Source organism: Pseudohongiella sp. SYSU M77423 (assembly GCF_029911965.1).
Taxonomy (GTDB): Bacteria; Pseudomonadota; Gammaproteobacteria; order Pseudomonadales; family Pseudohongiellaceae; genus Pseudohongiella.
In genome coordinates, this window is the sequence record NZ_JARYTH010000005.1 from 73,437 (window position 1) to 88,736 (window position 15,300).

A 15,300-nucleotide genomic window follows, 5' to 3' on the forward strand; every position below is an offset into this window, starting at 1 on the left:
CCACTACTCACAGTCAGAAGCGGTATCCCAAAGAGAGACTTACTGTACGCGGTGCACCGTAGTATCCGATCAGCGTGGTATCGCCACCCAGGCCCGGTGCGTATCCATTCGGCAGGGAAGCATTGGCTGCGCCCAGGAATGCATAGTTACCCACCAAAAACTCTTCATCAGTCAGGTTTTTACCATGCAGTCCGAGTGCCCACTTATCGTCCATGCTGGTCCAGGTGACACCCAGGTTCAGCACGCCGTAGGCATCCTGCTCCAGCACATTGCCCAGTTCCGTCAGGCTGTATTTGCTGCGATAGCTGTAGTTGCCAGTTACCGCGACATCACCCGACGCCAGCGGCATGTCATAGGTAAAGCCGACATTCATGGTGCGCTCTGGCGTATTGGTGATCACAAAATTGTCTGTGATATCGATACGATTCAGATTGGCATCAAAGCTGAATACATTCTTGAACTTGGCATCGATCACGCCGATGTTGCCGAACAGGCTAAGGTTCTGTGTCGCCAGCCAGGTAAACTCGAATTCGGCACCAGTCGCATCTGACTGACCCACGTTACCCAGTCGCTGGTTAAGCGCTGCAGCATTGTTGGGGTCAGGAATCACAGCAATGTACTGACGGTTCTTGTGATCCAGCATAAAGGCGGCAGCATTCAGTCGGAATGTCGATGTCAGGTCAGTCTTGACGCCCACTTCATAGGACTGCACGTCTTCCGGATCAGCTGCTGGTTCGGCACGCTCCGCTCGTGGATTGAAGGTACCTGATTTGAAGCCTTCGCTGTAGCTGGCATAAAACATGGTGTCTTCTGTTGCCTGATACTCAACACTGATGCGTGGCGTCACCTTGGACCAGTCAGCCGAGTCATCGAGCACAACAGGTGTACCGGTTCCAGGTGCCCTTGTATAGCCGGGAACCCAGCCAGACTCAGGGTAGACGGTCGCGAAGATCAGGCCGTTGCGTACCAGGGCATCTTTCTCGTCCTTGGTATAACGCAGACCACCGCTGACACTCCACTGATCGTTGATTCGGTAGGTACCGTCAGCATACACAGCGGTGCTTGTGCCATTACTGCAGCCCGATACTTCACGGGTCAGACCAGCGGCGCCCAGAGACTGTCCCAGCCTTTCCAGGATCGCGTCAAATACACCACAGGATTCTGAATCAAAATAATAAAGTCCGGACACAACATTCCAGTTGTCGCCTCGGTAGTTCAGTTGCAGCTCCTGGGTGAACCACTCGTCTTCATAGATAGCGGGTACGTCAAAAATACGCAGCGGTGTATTGTCGAAATCAATATTGACCGGCGAGTAATTCTCGCGGCGAGAGGTAATAGATTTCAGCGTCGCACGCTCATTGACATCCCAGGTCACGGTCAGATTGACACCTTCGGTCTCTACCCGGTTTTCAGTCGGCAGGCTGGTATAGGAGTCGTAAATACTGTCGGGTACTGGCGCCTGATTGGTCAACAGACTGGGGAGTAAGCGATAGCCACCCTTGGAATTGGATTTGTCATCAGTGCGATCATAACCCAGCTGCATGAAGACATTATCAAGTGGCGCATATTCGGCGGTTACACGAAAAGCCTGCAGGTCTTTGTTGTAGTTCTCCAGGTCCTGTCCCGGCAGGTCACTGACCAGAAACTTTCCGTAGCCATCACGATTGAGATCGGCATAGCCGAAACCAAGATAAAGCCTGTCGGTTACCGGCACCTGGCCCACCAGTTTCAGGTCACGCTGGCCGTAGTTGCCAACCGTCAGTTTCGTGTCGAGCTCGGCATCACCACTCATGCGCTGCGTGACATACTTCAGCGCCCCACCAACGGTGTTCTTGCCGTAGAGTGTGCCCTGAGGTCCACGCAGCACCTCAACACGCTGTATATTCAGAATATCAAGGACAGCACCCTGTGGTCTGGCAAGATAGACATCGTCTACATAAATACCAACACCGGATTCATATCCCCAAAGCGGATCTTCCTGACCTACGCCGCGGATGAAAGCAGTCAGCGTTGAGTTAGTGGCCCGGCTTTCCTGCAGGGTAGTGTTGGGAGAAAACTGTTGAACCTCAAGGATGGTGTCCAGACCGCGCGTTTCGATTTCGCCCTCACCCAGCGAGGTCACGGCCAACGGGACACGCTGCATGTTCTCGACGGTGCGCCGCGCCGTTACTTCGATACTCTCAAGTATCCTGCCTTCGGGCTGACGTTCCTGCTGGTCCTGGGCCAGGGCCGGGGTAGCCAGGCCACTGATCGCGGCTGACACGGCCAAGGCGCAGGCTGAGTATTTGAATGTTGTCTGTTGCATCGGAATGGCTCCCCCGTGATTTTTATTGGTCGGCAGCCACCTTACTCCAAGTCGTCAGCTTTGTGACCTGTACCATAGTACTATGGGTTGCACCGTTGCATTGATGAACAATACCCCCCCACTGAGGAACCATCAGTTCACGCCAATAATCAGAAAACGTGAGGGGCACATGTCGGAAGTCATCAGTTTAATCGGTCTGGTCGGAGGACTGGCCCTGCTCATAGTGCTGACCCTGCGTGGCTGGAATCTTTTTATCAGCGCGCCTCTCTGCGCACTGATCGTAGCCTTCAGCAGCAACATCCCGGTATTTACCGGCGACATCAATTTTGTGCAGAACTACATGGCCGGCTTTACCGGCTTCATTGCATCCTGGTTTTTCATGTTCCTGCTCGGTTCAATATTCGGTAAGTTCATGGAGGATACCGGTGCAGCCGACAGCGTGGCTGCGTGGATTACCGGGCTACTGGGCAAACAACGGGCGGTGCTCGCCGTTGTGGCCGCCTGTGCAGTTTTAACCTACGGCGGCGTCAGCCTTTTTGTGGTTGCATTTGCCGTTTACCCAATGGCGCTGAGCCTGTTCAAGGAGGCCAACCTGCCACGTCGCTTCATTCCTGCCGCACTGGCATTTGGATCGGTCACCTTCACAATGACCTCTGCCGGCTCCCCGGAAATTCAGAACTGGATCCCGATTGAATACCTGGGCACAACACCTTACGCCGCCTGGGAAGTCAGCCTGGTCGTCGCGGTTTTCATGGCAGTGTTTGGTTACTGGTGGCTGCAGCGCATCATCAACAGCGCAGTCAAACGCGGCGAGCATTTCCAGGAACGCAGTTCCGACCCTCAGCTCGTCGACCGGGAATTACCACATCCAGCAACCGGACTGTTGCCCCTTCTTGTGGTATTGGGACTATCATTCATCTATCACGACACGCTGATGCAGAACGCACTGATTATCGCACTGCTGGGTGGCGTGATCAGTCTGATGATCATCAACTGGCGATTTTTTACCAACCTGCAGGCAGCATTGGGCAATGCCACGACCGGAGCGCTCATTGCCATTGGCAATACCGCAGCCGTAGTGGGTTTTGGTGGTGTTGCCCGAGTAACGCCAGCGTTTGATCTGGCAGTCGCGGCCGTGACCTCGCTGCCTGGCAATGAGCTGGTTGGTGCAGCCATTGCGGTCAGCGCCATTGCTGGTCTGACCGGCTCAGCATCCGGCGGCCAGGTGATCGCCCTGCCCGCGGTTGGCCCTCACTATCTGGATCTCGGCGTAAATCCGGAACAGCTGCACCGGGTGGTGGCTATTTCATCAGGAGCACTGGATTCATTGCCGCACAATGGTTACGTGGTGACCACCATTCGCGGCATCTGCAATGAATCGCACAAGGATGCCTACTGGGCAGTTGGCGCTGTCACCGTTGTTGTCCCGCTGATGGGGCTGTCACTCGCAATTCTGTTATTCAATCTGTTCTGAGACACTGTTTATGCATGGCAATATGATGGACTCCCCGCTGCTGATTATTGATCTGCTTGATCACGGCAGACGACACCACCCTGATCAACAAGTGGTATCGCGTCGCCTGGAGGGCGATATCCACCGCAGCAGTTATCGGGAAATATGGCAACGCAGTGGACAACTGGCCAATGCTCTGGAACAACTGGACATTAGATCTGGTGACTGCGTGGCAACTCTGGCCTGGAATACGCATCGCCATATGGAGCTTTATTACGCAGTTTCCGGACGCGGCGCTGTGCTGCACACGGTAAACCCGCGGTTGTTCAGTGAACAGATCGAATACGTCATCAATCACGCCGAGGACAAGTACGTCTTTGTGGATCTGGGTTTTGTTGAACTACTTGAATCGATCGCCGAGCAACTGACTTCGGTCAAGGGTTTTGTCGTGATGACCGACCGCGCGCACATGCCCGAGACATCACTTGGCCCGCTGCACTGCTACGAAGACCTGCTGCAGAATCAGCCTGACAGCTATGACTGGCCCCGGTTTGACGAAAACACCGCAGCAGCGCTGTGCTATACCTCCGGTACAACTGGCAATCCAAAAGGTGTGCTCTATTCCCACCGGGCGATGGTATTGCATGCCCAGGCAACGGCTTCGCGCGAGCTGCTGGACCTGGACACTGACACCGTGCTGCTGCCAATGGTGGCGATGTATCATGCCGGCGCCTGGGGCGCCCCATACGCAGCACCGCTGGCAGGTTGCAAACTGGTTTTACCAGGGGCTGGTATGGACGGCGCCTCAATGGCCGAGCTGATCGCCACTGAAAATGTGACCGTCGGATTGGGCGTGCCGACGATCTGGCTGACGTTGCACAATCACTGGCTGGATCAGAACATCACTGAGACCTCTCTGCAACGTGTCTGCGTTGGAGGGGCCGCCTCGCCCCGTGGCATGGTGGAGACCTATCACCGCCGCTATGGCGTCTACTGGCAACCCATCTGGGGCATGACTGAAACCGGGCCTCTGGCGACCTCGCTGCCGCCCGCGTCATGGCTGCTGAGCCTGCCGGATGACAAACGTCTGGACCTTCAGACCTCCGCAGGACGGGCGGCATTTGGCGTTGAACTGGGCATATTTGATGCCGCCGGTCACGCCCTGCCGCACGACGGCAAAGCTTCTGGAGAACTTCGCGTACGCGGTCCCTGGATCTGCAGACAGTACTTCAAGAATGATGACATAAGCGCGTTTCCGGATGGCTGGCTGGCCACGGGCGATATCGCCACCATCGATGCGGACGGTATCCTCCGGGTGGTCGATCGCATAAAGGATGTGGTAAAGAGCGGCGGCGAGTGGATCAGCTCACTGGAAATCGAGAATATTGTCAGCCAACATGAAGCCGTCAGTGAATGTGCAGTTATCGGTGCGAGACACCCCAAATGGGATGAGCGCCCCGTGCTGTTTATCGTAGCCCGGGCAAAAAGCCACATTGATGCTGATGCCATCCGTGAATTCCTGGACGGGCGCATAGCACGCTGGTGGATGCCAGACCGTATTGAGTTTCTGACGTCCCTTCCACGGACGGGCACTGGCAAAGTACTAAAGAATGAGCTGCGCGAGCAGTATCGAAATATTCTTCTGTAAGAGCGAACGTCCCCATTGAATTAAGATGAGAGCTGCCAATATGAGCCGAACCCCAAGATACACAGCGCAAATCCGCCTTTTTTTCGCTGCCATGGCGTGCCTGATGTGCGCGGCGACAACAGCAGACGAGGGCTCAGTTGGCATCGTATCGAAACAGGTGTTCACAACGCAGAACTTTCAGACACTCAACGGCGCCAGTATTGCGGAGGTCAGTGTTGGCTGGGAGGCCTATGGTCAGCTGAATGAGCGCAAGGACAATGTTGTCCTTATCACGCATTTCTTTTCCGGCAACAGCCATGCCGCCGGTCGCTACGATCAAGACGACGCACTGCCGGGCTACTGGGACAGCATCATCGGGCCCGGCAAAGCAATCGATACTGACAAGTATTACGTCATCAGCTCGGACACCCTGGTAAATCAGGAACCGCATAACCCCATGGTTACCACAACGGGACCGGCCAGCATAAATCCCGCGACAGGACAGCCCTACGCCCTGGACTTTCCGGTAGTCACCATTCGTGACTTTGTGAATGTCCAGAAGGCGCTGCTGGACAGCCTGGGCGTGACCCGACTGCACGCCGTCGTTGGGGCATCAATGGGATCCCTGCAGGCACTGGACTGGGCGACTGCCTATCCTGACTTTGTCCAGCGCGTCATTTCAGTGATTGGCGGGGGTGCTGTTGATCCATGGACCATCGCCACGCTGCAGCAGTGGGCCAACCCCATTATCGCCGACCCGAACTGGAACAACGGTGACTACTACCAGGGCGATGCGCCACTAGTGGGTCTACGGCAGGCACTTGGCATGGTCACTCTGCAGGCCATGCACCCCATGATGTTCAATCAGATCTATGCTGCCAGCGGCCCACGGGAAACTGCACCGCTTCAGGATATTCGTGCCGACTTTACGGTGGTGCAGCAGTTGAGTGCTGCCGCCGAGGCACGTACGCGCTTTGCTGACGCCAATCATGTACTTTATCTGGTGCGGGCCAACCAGCTGTATATGGCCGGTTTTTCGGAGACGCTGGGCGCAGGTTTGGCTCCAGTTACCGCAAAAACACTGTTCCTCCCCGCCAGCAACGACCTGTTGCTGCAGCCCTACCTGGCGCGCACGGCCCATGAAACGCTCGTCGGGCTGGGCAAACGCAGCGCCTATGAAGAGATAGAAGGCCCCTGGGGACACCTGGATGGTGTCTATCTTATTGACCAAAAGGCGGATTTGATTGAAGATTTCCTGACTACTGACTGAGATCGCAGGTCACACGCAGCATGTAGCTAAATCACCACAAATTGTGACAAATTTGTATTGGAACTTGATACTTGCTTTAAACGGGCATAGCCTAGTGTTCCAGGCGATAAAATATTATAGTAGCAAGCTCAAAAACCAGCCTCCATCAATCTTTTAATAATAAGTGGAGAATTCATCCGTGAACTCTAGACTGACCCGCAGACGATTTATCAAGGGCGTCATATTCGTTGGGGCCGCTGCGTCAAGTGGTGCCGGACTGTATTACGCGTCGGCTGCTTCAAGATCCGCCGGCGGCGTAGAACGCCTGATATCCCTTAACATCAACGGTCGTACGCGTCGTGTCGACGTAGCCCCCCAGGAGACGCTGGCGCATACCCTGCGTTATAAACTGGGTCTGACCGGTACCAAGATCGGCTGTAACCGCGGTGAATGTGGTGCCTGTACGGTCACAATCGACGACGTCACCAACTATGCGTGCTCCACGCTGACCCACTCGGTCAAGGACCGTGCGGTACTGACAGTCGAAGGCCTGCGCGCCGCCGATGGCACGCTGCACCCCGTCCAGCAGGCGTTCATTGATGAGCTGAGTCCGCAGTGCGGTTTCTGCACCCCCGGACAGATCATGTCAGCTGTTGCCCTGCTGAAAGTGAATCCACGACCCACCCGCGATGAAGTTCGCCAGGCCATGTCAGGCAATCTGTGTCGCTGTGGTGCCTATGAACACTATCTGAATGGCGTGATGCGCGCCTCGGGGCAATTGTCATGACATACAAGCATATCGGTAAGAATTTCACTCCGCCGGATATCGAAGCAAAGGTAACCGGTGCTGCACGTTACGCAGAAGACTTCAAAAAAGAGGGCATGGTATTCGCCCGCCTGCTGACCAGCCCGCTACCCGCAGGTCGTATTATCAGCATCGATACCTCTGAAGCTGAAGCAATGGAAGGCGTGGTCGGCATTCTGACTACTGCTGACCTGCCCCAGCCGCCACCGCCCGCTAACCCGGCGCTGGCATCAGATCACATTACCTACATCGGTCAGCCGCTGCTGGCGGTCGCTGCGGTCACTGAAGAGATTGCCGAAAACGCAATCGAGAAGATCCGCATTGAGTTTGAGCGTCGCCCCTTTGTCACTGACCCGCTGGACACACTGGTTGAGGGCGGTCCAAACCCCTACCCGACTGGTAACACACTGATCCGAAACGCCGGCGAAGCCGCAGCAGGTACCACCGCTGCCGGTACAGATGTTGGTGAGATCAAGTGGTCACGCGATGCCATGAACGCATTCCGTGCCGGCCGCGAGCCCAGCGGCGTCACTTTCGGCGACGAGTGGAGCTACGGCGATATCGAATCCGAATTCGCACAGTGCACCACCATCGTTGAAGAGCCGTTTGTCACTATCGGTCAGCCGCACCACGCGCTGGAACCGCGCACCGGTATGGCGTATTGGGAAAATGGACGTTGCTACTTCCACGGCTCCCTGCAGAGTCACACTATTGCAGTCGCGCCTCTGGCCGGCATGCTGGGTATTGACCCGGCCAACCTGGTATTCATCAACGAATACACTGGTGGTGGTTTCGGCGGCAAGATTTTCCCTTACCCGATCATGGCGGTAACCGGTCACCTGGCCCGCAAGATTAACCGTCCAGTGCAGCTGCGAATCACGCGTGAAGAAGAGTTTTACATCGGCTCGGCACGCGCGGGCATGCAGGGCTGGATCAAGCTGGGACTCAAGCCGAATGGCGAAGTCGGCGCAGTCGATACCGTAATCGTTGGTGATGCCGGTTCTGGCGGTGGCGCCAGCGGCAGTTCAGCTGCGGAGCACATCACACTGATGCTGCAACCCGCTGCCATGCGCTTCCGAGGTGTCAGCATCTACACCAACACCACTCCGCGTGGTGCACAGCGTGGGCCAGGCCAAAACGAGATGGCTGCTGTACTGGCACCCATATATGACAAAGCGATTCGTCAAGCCGGACTCGACCGTATGGAAGTCCGTCGCCTGAATGCGCCGGTGAGTGAAGACAAGATTGGTCCGCGTCGCGGCGATCTGACCAGTGCCTTCTTCCCGCAGGCCATCCAGATGGGCGCGGACATGTTTAACTGGAGCGAGCGTTCACAGCGTTCCGGCCAGCGTAATGGCAGCAAAGTCACTGGTATCGGCATCGGCATGGGTTATCACTCAGCTGGCGCCAGCGGTTACGACGGTCTGTGCCGCATCGGCACCGATGGCAAGCTGTACCTGCACACTGGTGTCGGTAACCTCGGCACGTACTCCTATGCAGCCGTTGTGCGTACCGCCGCAGAAGTCCTGAAAGTAGACTGGGACAACTGTGAGATCGTACGCGGCAACACTGACCTGCACCTGCCTTACAGCACCTATCAGGCCGGCAGTAACACCATGTTCACCGAAGTTCGTACCAACTATGTGGCTGCCCAGGATGCCCTGCGCAAACTTAAAGCCATCGCAGCCGCTGATCTGGGCGGCAATGCAGATGACTACGACATCGATGGACAGCGCGTGTTCCTGACCAGCAACCCGGAACAGGGTATGACCTACGCCGAAGCCGCGCAGCGTGCCGTGGCAATGGGTGGTGAATACAGCGGTCAGGAGTTCCCGGAAGAGCTCAACGACGTCACCAAGCGTGCCGTGCAGGGTCTGGCAGGCAGCGGCCTGATTGGTGTTGCCAAGGACTCTCGTCACTCTGGCACGGTGCCAGCCATGACCATCGGTTTCATGGAAATCGAAATGGACCTGGATACCGGCAAGTACGACATCGTGGATTACACCTGCGTCGCCGACTGCGGCACGATCATTCACCCACTGGGCTTCCGTCAGGGTATGAACGGTGGTGGCGTCTGGGGTGTGGGTCTGTCCGGTTACGAACGTCACGTATATGATCCTCAGAACGGCCTGCCAGCAAATGTGGGCCTGTATCAGGCTCGAATCCCCAGCTATCTGGATGTCCCGCACGTAAGTAACAGTGCTGGCCTGGATATCCCTGATCCACAGAGCCCAATGGGTTCACGTGGTGTGGGTGAACCAGCTCAGGGATGTGCTGCAGCCGCGCTGGCCAGTGCGATCACCGATGCACTTGGCGGGCAACACCTGTTCAACCGCGCGCCGATCACTCCGGACATGATCGTGAATCATGTAGCGCAGCTTGATCAGTACAACACCGGCGAACTGAAAACGAACACATTCTGAGGTTTTAACTATGCCAGCTTATGACAATATGCCAGAAATGGGCCTCTATCAGCCGGTTCAGGTTGAAGATGCCCTCGCGCTAGCCTCACGACTCGCCGATCGCGGCTGGTTGCTGGGTGGCGGTCAGGACACCTACGGGTGGATCAAAGACCGCGCCAAGCGTCCAGAAGCGCTGATCGATCTGAACGGAATTGAAGCTCTGCGCGGTATTCGCGAAACCAGTGATGGCATCGAAATCGGTGCCCTCACTACCCTGACTGAAGTGGCCACCAGCCCTATCGTCCTTGAGCGTTACGCCCTGCTTGCGCAGGCAGCCAGCAAGGTTGCCAGCCCGCAGATCCGCAACGTCGGCACCCTGGCCGGCAATATGGCTCAGGACGTACGCTGCTGGTACTACCGCCGCGGACTGGCTTGCTACCGCGCTGGTGGCAACCTGTGTTACGCAGACACACCTGATGGTCAGAACCGTGAACACGCCCTGTTCGAAGCCAGCCGCTGTGTAGCCGTGACGCCAAGTGATACGGCACCTGCACTGGTCGCTCTGGAAGCACAAATGGTCATTCGCAACGAAAGTGGCGAACGAGTCGTGGATGCAGAAGACTTCTGGATTGGGCCAGCGCTTGATATCGAGAACACCACCGTTCTGCGTCCAGGCGACATTCTGACCGCTGTCCGCATCCCGGCCAAGTGGGCCAATGCCGAGTTCTACTTCGAGAAGGTCGCTGACCGTAACGTTTGGGACTTTGCACTGGTAAGCATCGCGGCAGCAATGCGCGTGGAAGGCGGCACAATTGCTGACTCACGCATGGTTGCAGGCGCTGTCCAGTGCACGCCACGTCGTATGACAAACGTTGAGCGTGCCATCCAGGGTCAACCTCGCAACCAGGCAACTGCCGACATGGTTGCCGGTATGGCCAGTCAGGGCGCACAGCCACTGACACGCAACCACTTCAAAATGCCACTGATGGACAATCTGGTTAAGCGTGCCTTGACCATGACTGCCTGACAGGTATTACTGAGTCGTCGGTCGCAAGATTGACGATCCAAGAAGCGGCGCGCTGAAGCCATTCAGCTGCGCCGTTTTTTTTTGCATTTTCGCCAGGCTCAAAGCTGCCCGAACTTTATGGTTCGACTGGCAGCTCTCAGCGCGACAGGCCGATGCGAAATGAGCACCACAGTGCAGGACAGTTCACGAAGGTTTTTGAGTATCCCCTCCTCCAGCGCCTCATCCAGATTCGCGGTTGCTTCATCCAGAAACATGATCGCAGGTCTTTTGTAGAACGCCCTGGCCAACAAGATACGCTGTTGCTGCCCCGCAGACATCATCGAGCCCATATCACCTACCAGGCTGTTGAAGGCCATTGGCAGGCTCGCAACAAAGGATTTTATCCCAGCCTGTTCAGCAGCAAACTCCATACGCGATTGATCTGCAGCCTCATCGAACATTGTGATGTTATCTGCAATGGAACCCGACAATAGCTGATCGGTCTGCAAGACTCCCGCGCAGGCGTAACGATACTCACGGACTCCATACTGAAGGATATCGATGCCATCTATAAGAACCCGGCCACTATCGGGTTTCAGCAGGCCGGCCATGATTTTCAGGAGTGTCGATTTGCCTGCGCCGGAAACGCCCGAGATCGCCAGCACCTCGCCCGGCTTCACTTCAATGCTTATGCCATCGATAACAGGACCTGTCGCGCCAGGATAGGTGTAAGACACGTTCTCGATCGTCAACTGCCCCTTCACACGCCTGCGCACTGCTGGCATATGCAGGGATTCGGTTTCGCGCTCGGCGCAGGTGATGTCCGACACCCTTTCAAGCTGAAGCCTGACCAGACGTATCTGAACCAGCTTTTCGATAAACGATCTGATGGCGCTGGTGAAATTACCCTTGAGTGCAACGAAGGCAGTCAGGAAACCCAGCGTGATATTGCCATCCAGTACCAGTGTCGCTGCCAGAAACACCACAACCACATGCTCTGCCGTCGTCAGCACGCCGTAAACAGCGTCAATGTTGATATTGAACCTTGCCAGCCGTACCTGGGCATTGATCTGTTCAGCGTAACGATTTCGCCACAGGAACTGTCGGGTCAACTCCCGGCAATAAAATTTGATGACCTCAATGGTGCGCATATTCTCCATCAGTTGAGAGCTGGTTTTGGCCTCTGCCACCACAACCTGCTCCTGCAGAGACTGCATGGCTGGAATACAGACCACTTTAAGCAAGGCAGACACCAGGACAAACAGCAGCACCGTCACCGCCAGCATGCCGCTAAAGTAGAACATGACCAGCAGAGTAATCAGCGCGAAAACCCCGTCAAGAACTACGGTTATCAGATCCTCTGTCAGAATGCGTCTAATCTCCCTGATCGAGCCAAAGCGCGAGACAAGGTCGCCAACATGACGTTTTTCAAAGTAAGCGACTGGCAGGCTCAATAGATGCGTCAGAACATTACCAGCCATCTGGAAGCCGATCTGATTGGAAAAATACAGTTGCACCTGTGATCGGGCATAAGTCATTGCTACCGACGTCAGCCCCAACATCAGAAAAGCCAGAGCCAGCAGACTGAGCACATCGGCATCCTGCCTGGACAGGCCTTCGTCTATGACCAGTTGCATGTAAAACGCGCTGCCTATCGATGCCAGTTGCAGAAACAGCGACAGAACAAACAGCTGGACAACGGCGCGATTAAAACCCGGGTAGCGTCGGTACAGATCAGAAATTCGCGATCGCATGTTGGTACTGCCCTGATGAAACTCAGCGCCAGGTGTCATCTCCAGAGCGATGCCGGTAAAATGCCTGCCGACTTCGGCCATACTGTAACGCCGCTCTCCGACTGCCGGGTCATGTATGCGGATACTGCGCTTACTGACGCTCTTGAGTACTACAAAGTGATTCATATCCCAGTGCAGCACTGCAGGCAGCTGAATTGCTGACAGATCGTTTATATCCAGTTTCAGGGGTCTGGCCTTCAGGCTGATGGACTCTCCAATGGACAAAAGATCAGACAGGCGACTTCCGCGACCAGATATTTCGTGACGGCTACGCAGAGTATTGAGATCAATTCGATTACCGAAGAAACTGGCGATCATGGCAATACAGGCGAGACCACATTCGGCACGCTCGGACTGCAAGATAACGGGGAGGCGAAACCTGCCGCCAAACAGTGAGGCGATCATAATCGACGCTCCACACTACTGAGCGGCCTTGTTATTCGTTGCATCAGGGTTTCCTCACCGGTCACCACATCCGCGGTGAACTGCATACCCGGCTGTAACTGATACAGCGAGCCTGCATGTTCGATGACACTGCCTGTGCTGGCCCTCACAAGGTATACGGGCTCGTTCACCTCAAGCGGTATCAGATGCTCTCGTGGATCGATCACCGTCCCTGATATTCTTGCTACTTCGGCGCTGTGTGTGCCATACAACTGGTAGGGAAATGCGTCGAAACTCATCATTAACTCCTGTCCCGTCCTGATCTCTCCAATGGCTCTGGACGGCAAATACAGATGAGCTTCCAGTTCCTGACTCTCCGGCAGCACAGTCAACAGCGGCAGGCGAGCGTCCACAGACTCCCCCACGTCGTACATCAGGTTATCCACGACGCCTGATACGGGAGCTACAATGCTCTGAGCTGACAGAATCTGCAGCTCAGCACGGCGCTGTTGCAGCTGCAGCAGGTTAGCTGCGAGACTCAACTGCTGGTCGTGGGCCTGTGCCTTCAACATTTCCAGCTGCTGAGTTGCGTCCAGTAATGCCGACTCTCTGGTGAGCAGTTCCGCTTCAGATGACATGTTCTGTTGTTGCAAGTTAACCTGCTCGGATCTGATTCGATCCAGCTCTCGTCGTGAGATAAGGTCACGGTCAAACAGTATCTGATGTTTGTCGTAATCGCTGTCAATAATTTCAAGACGCTGTTTCAATAGTTGATGCGCCTGCGCCGCGATCCTCAATTCCTCAACCAGGCCCTGGGTTCTGCTGTGGAATTTTTGTTGCTCTATTTGAGCCTGTAATTTTTTATTGATCTGACGCTGCTTCAGAAGCTGTATCTGGCTATCTACCAGCATTACCTGTTCCTGCAGCTGATTCTTTCCTGTGACGTCAAATCCCGGGGCGCTGATGGTCATCAGCACCTGTCCGGCTTCTACCAGATCGCCCTCTTTAATATTGATCGCCGAAATTGTGCCAGCAGTGTTTGCAAACACTTTCGATTCGCCGACTACTGGACTGAGATAACCACGCACACGCTCAACCTGCTTGAATGTCGCAAAGGTGGCAAACAACACAAACACAATACAGGCCGTTAGCGCACCAGCCACCATCAATCTCACCGAGACTGGTTGGTACAGTATTCCATCACCAAATTGAGAACCGCGACTAAATTGCAGGGCTTCTTCCCGAAACAACATGTCAGTCACCCTCCGGCACGCTGTTGACTGCAAACTCTTATAGATTGCCGGTCCAGATATCTTGGCAGCTCAGGTAGAAACTTCCACTGCTCCGGATGGCGTCGTATCCATGTCTCCGCCAGTTTTGCAAGCTTCTGGGTAATTCGTTGACAGGCGACGTCCAGACGCTCCCCATGAACTGGCCTGGCATCAATCTCCGCCTGCATGTCAATAAAACTTGCCCCACTTTGTTCGAATGTGCAGAACGGGAGTATTGGCGCCTTAGCCATGATCGCCAGCAGTGCGGGCCCCTTGACGAAACGCGCGCGATATCCAAAAAAGTCTACTTCTGTCGTCTCTCCAAAATCGTCACCAAGATCGAACAGAATGTTCAGGGTATGGTTACCTTGGCGCATTCTGGCCACTATCTCCACCGGGTCATACTGACCATGCAGCAGTACATGATGTTGACCCTTTTCACCCTGGAACTGGTGCTGCAGTGCTGGGCTGTCATGCTCACGTTTTAATGTGATGACACTGCGCTCTGGAGATGCGTGCGTGGCTATCCGCTTCATGGCGCCCACAAAATCTCCCATATGAATAGTGACCAGTACGCGAGATTCCTGATTCTCTTGTATCATTCGTTGATAGGCACTTTCTTCAGGCCAGATGAAGCGGCTCAACTGAGCGTTATCAGTTTTACGAGTCTGATAGTGCGCCAGGCGCCAACAGTAAAACAACGCGGTCATATGCTGCTGCTGAATCAGCAGCCTGGCCACACGCCTTTCAGGCTCGCCGAGCAGAACACCTATTATCTGTCGTCGCAGCTGCCTGGTCACACGTTCCTCTTTCAAAAGCGCCTCAGAATAGCTTGTGCAATTGCTGACGAGTTTTAAGTACCCCCTCAGCAACGGGTGCTCAACTATGGCGGCTTTTATCGAATCGTGTAACTTCCTGCGACATGACACATGTATCCACTCAAGAGTACTCATTGGCTGCGCCATCAGCTTTTCAATGACGCTCAGCTGTGCTTTCAACTTCTCG

The 15,300-nt window shown here is 55.2% G+C and carries 10 protein-coding genes; 6 read left to right on the forward strand and 4 right to left on the reverse strand.

Features of this window, described 5'->3' with window-relative positions; translation table 11 throughout:
• Positions 1–13 precede the first annotated feature (13 nt).
• The gene (locus QGM61_RS11810; RefSeq protein ID WP_281133119.1) at positions 14–2,305 is read right to left on the reverse strand and encodes a TonB-dependent receptor; all 2,292 of its coding nucleotides are present in this window, start codon (positions 2,303–2,305) and stop codon (positions 14–16) included.
• 169 nt (positions 2,306–2,474) lie between these two features.
• Between QGM61_RS11810 and QGM61_RS11815 the strand changes: the two genes are divergently transcribed.
• From QGM61_RS11815 to QGM61_RS11840, 6 genes are all read left to right on the forward strand, one after another.
• A complete protein-coding gene (locus QGM61_RS11815) occupies positions 2,475–3,779 on the forward strand; it encodes a GntP family permease (RefSeq protein WP_281133120.1) in 1,305 nt (434 codons plus the stop codon).
• A gap of 22 nt (positions 3,780–3,801) precedes the next feature.
• On the forward strand, positions 3,802–5,406 hold the full coding sequence (locus QGM61_RS11820) for a long-chain fatty acid--CoA ligase (RefSeq protein ID WP_317622187.1): 1,605 nt from the start codon (positions 3,802–3,804) through the stop codon (positions 5,404–5,406).
• A gap of 103 nt (positions 5,407–5,509) precedes the next feature.
• Positions 5,510–6,655, forward strand: a complete 1,146-nt coding sequence (locus QGM61_RS11825; RefSeq protein WP_281133122.1) for a homoserine O-acetyltransferase family protein — start codon at positions 5,510–5,512, stop codon at positions 6,653–6,655.
• Positions 6,656–6,833: 178 nt separating this feature from the next.
• Positions 6,834–7,421, forward strand: a complete 588-nt coding sequence (locus QGM61_RS11830; protein WP_237134765.1) for a (2Fe-2S)-binding protein — start codon at positions 6,834–6,836, stop codon at positions 7,419–7,421.
• Entirely contained in the window at positions 7,418–9,862 is a 2,445-nt protein-coding gene (locus QGM61_RS11835; protein WP_281133123.1) for a xanthine dehydrogenase family protein molybdopterin-binding subunit, read from the forward strand. Before QGM61_RS11830 ends, QGM61_RS11835 begins: the two co-directional genes overlap by 4 nt.
• Positions 9,863–9,872: 10 nt before the next feature.
• Positions 9,873–10,868, forward strand: a complete 996-nt coding sequence (locus tag QGM61_RS11840) for an FAD binding domain-containing protein (RefSeq protein ID WP_237134767.1) — start codon at positions 9,873–9,875, stop codon at positions 10,866–10,868.
• A 98-nt stretch (positions 10,869–10,966) separates the two neighbouring features.
• Here QGM61_RS11840 and QGM61_RS11845 read toward each other — a convergent pair whose 3' ends face one another.
• From QGM61_RS11845 to QGM61_RS11855, 3 genes are read right to left on the reverse strand one after another with little or no spacing between them, the layout of a single operon-like run.
• Positions 10,967–13,045 carry a peptidase domain-containing ABC transporter gene (locus QGM61_RS11845; protein ID WP_281133124.1) on the reverse strand — a complete coding sequence of 693 codons (2,079 nt, stop codon included), beginning with the start codon at positions 13,043–13,045 and terminating at the stop codon, positions 10,967–10,969.
• Entirely contained in the window at positions 13,042–14,277 is a 1,236-nt protein-coding gene (locus QGM61_RS11850) for an HlyD family secretion protein (RefSeq protein ID WP_281133125.1), read from the reverse strand. Before QGM61_RS11850 ends, QGM61_RS11845 begins: the two co-directional genes overlap by 4 nt.
• Positions 14,278–14,282: 5 nt before the next feature.
• A complete protein-coding gene (locus QGM61_RS11855) occupies positions 14,283–15,095 on the reverse strand; it encodes a hypothetical protein (protein ID WP_281133126.1) in 813 nt (270 codons plus the stop codon).
• Positions 15,096–15,300: the final 205 nt, after the last annotated feature.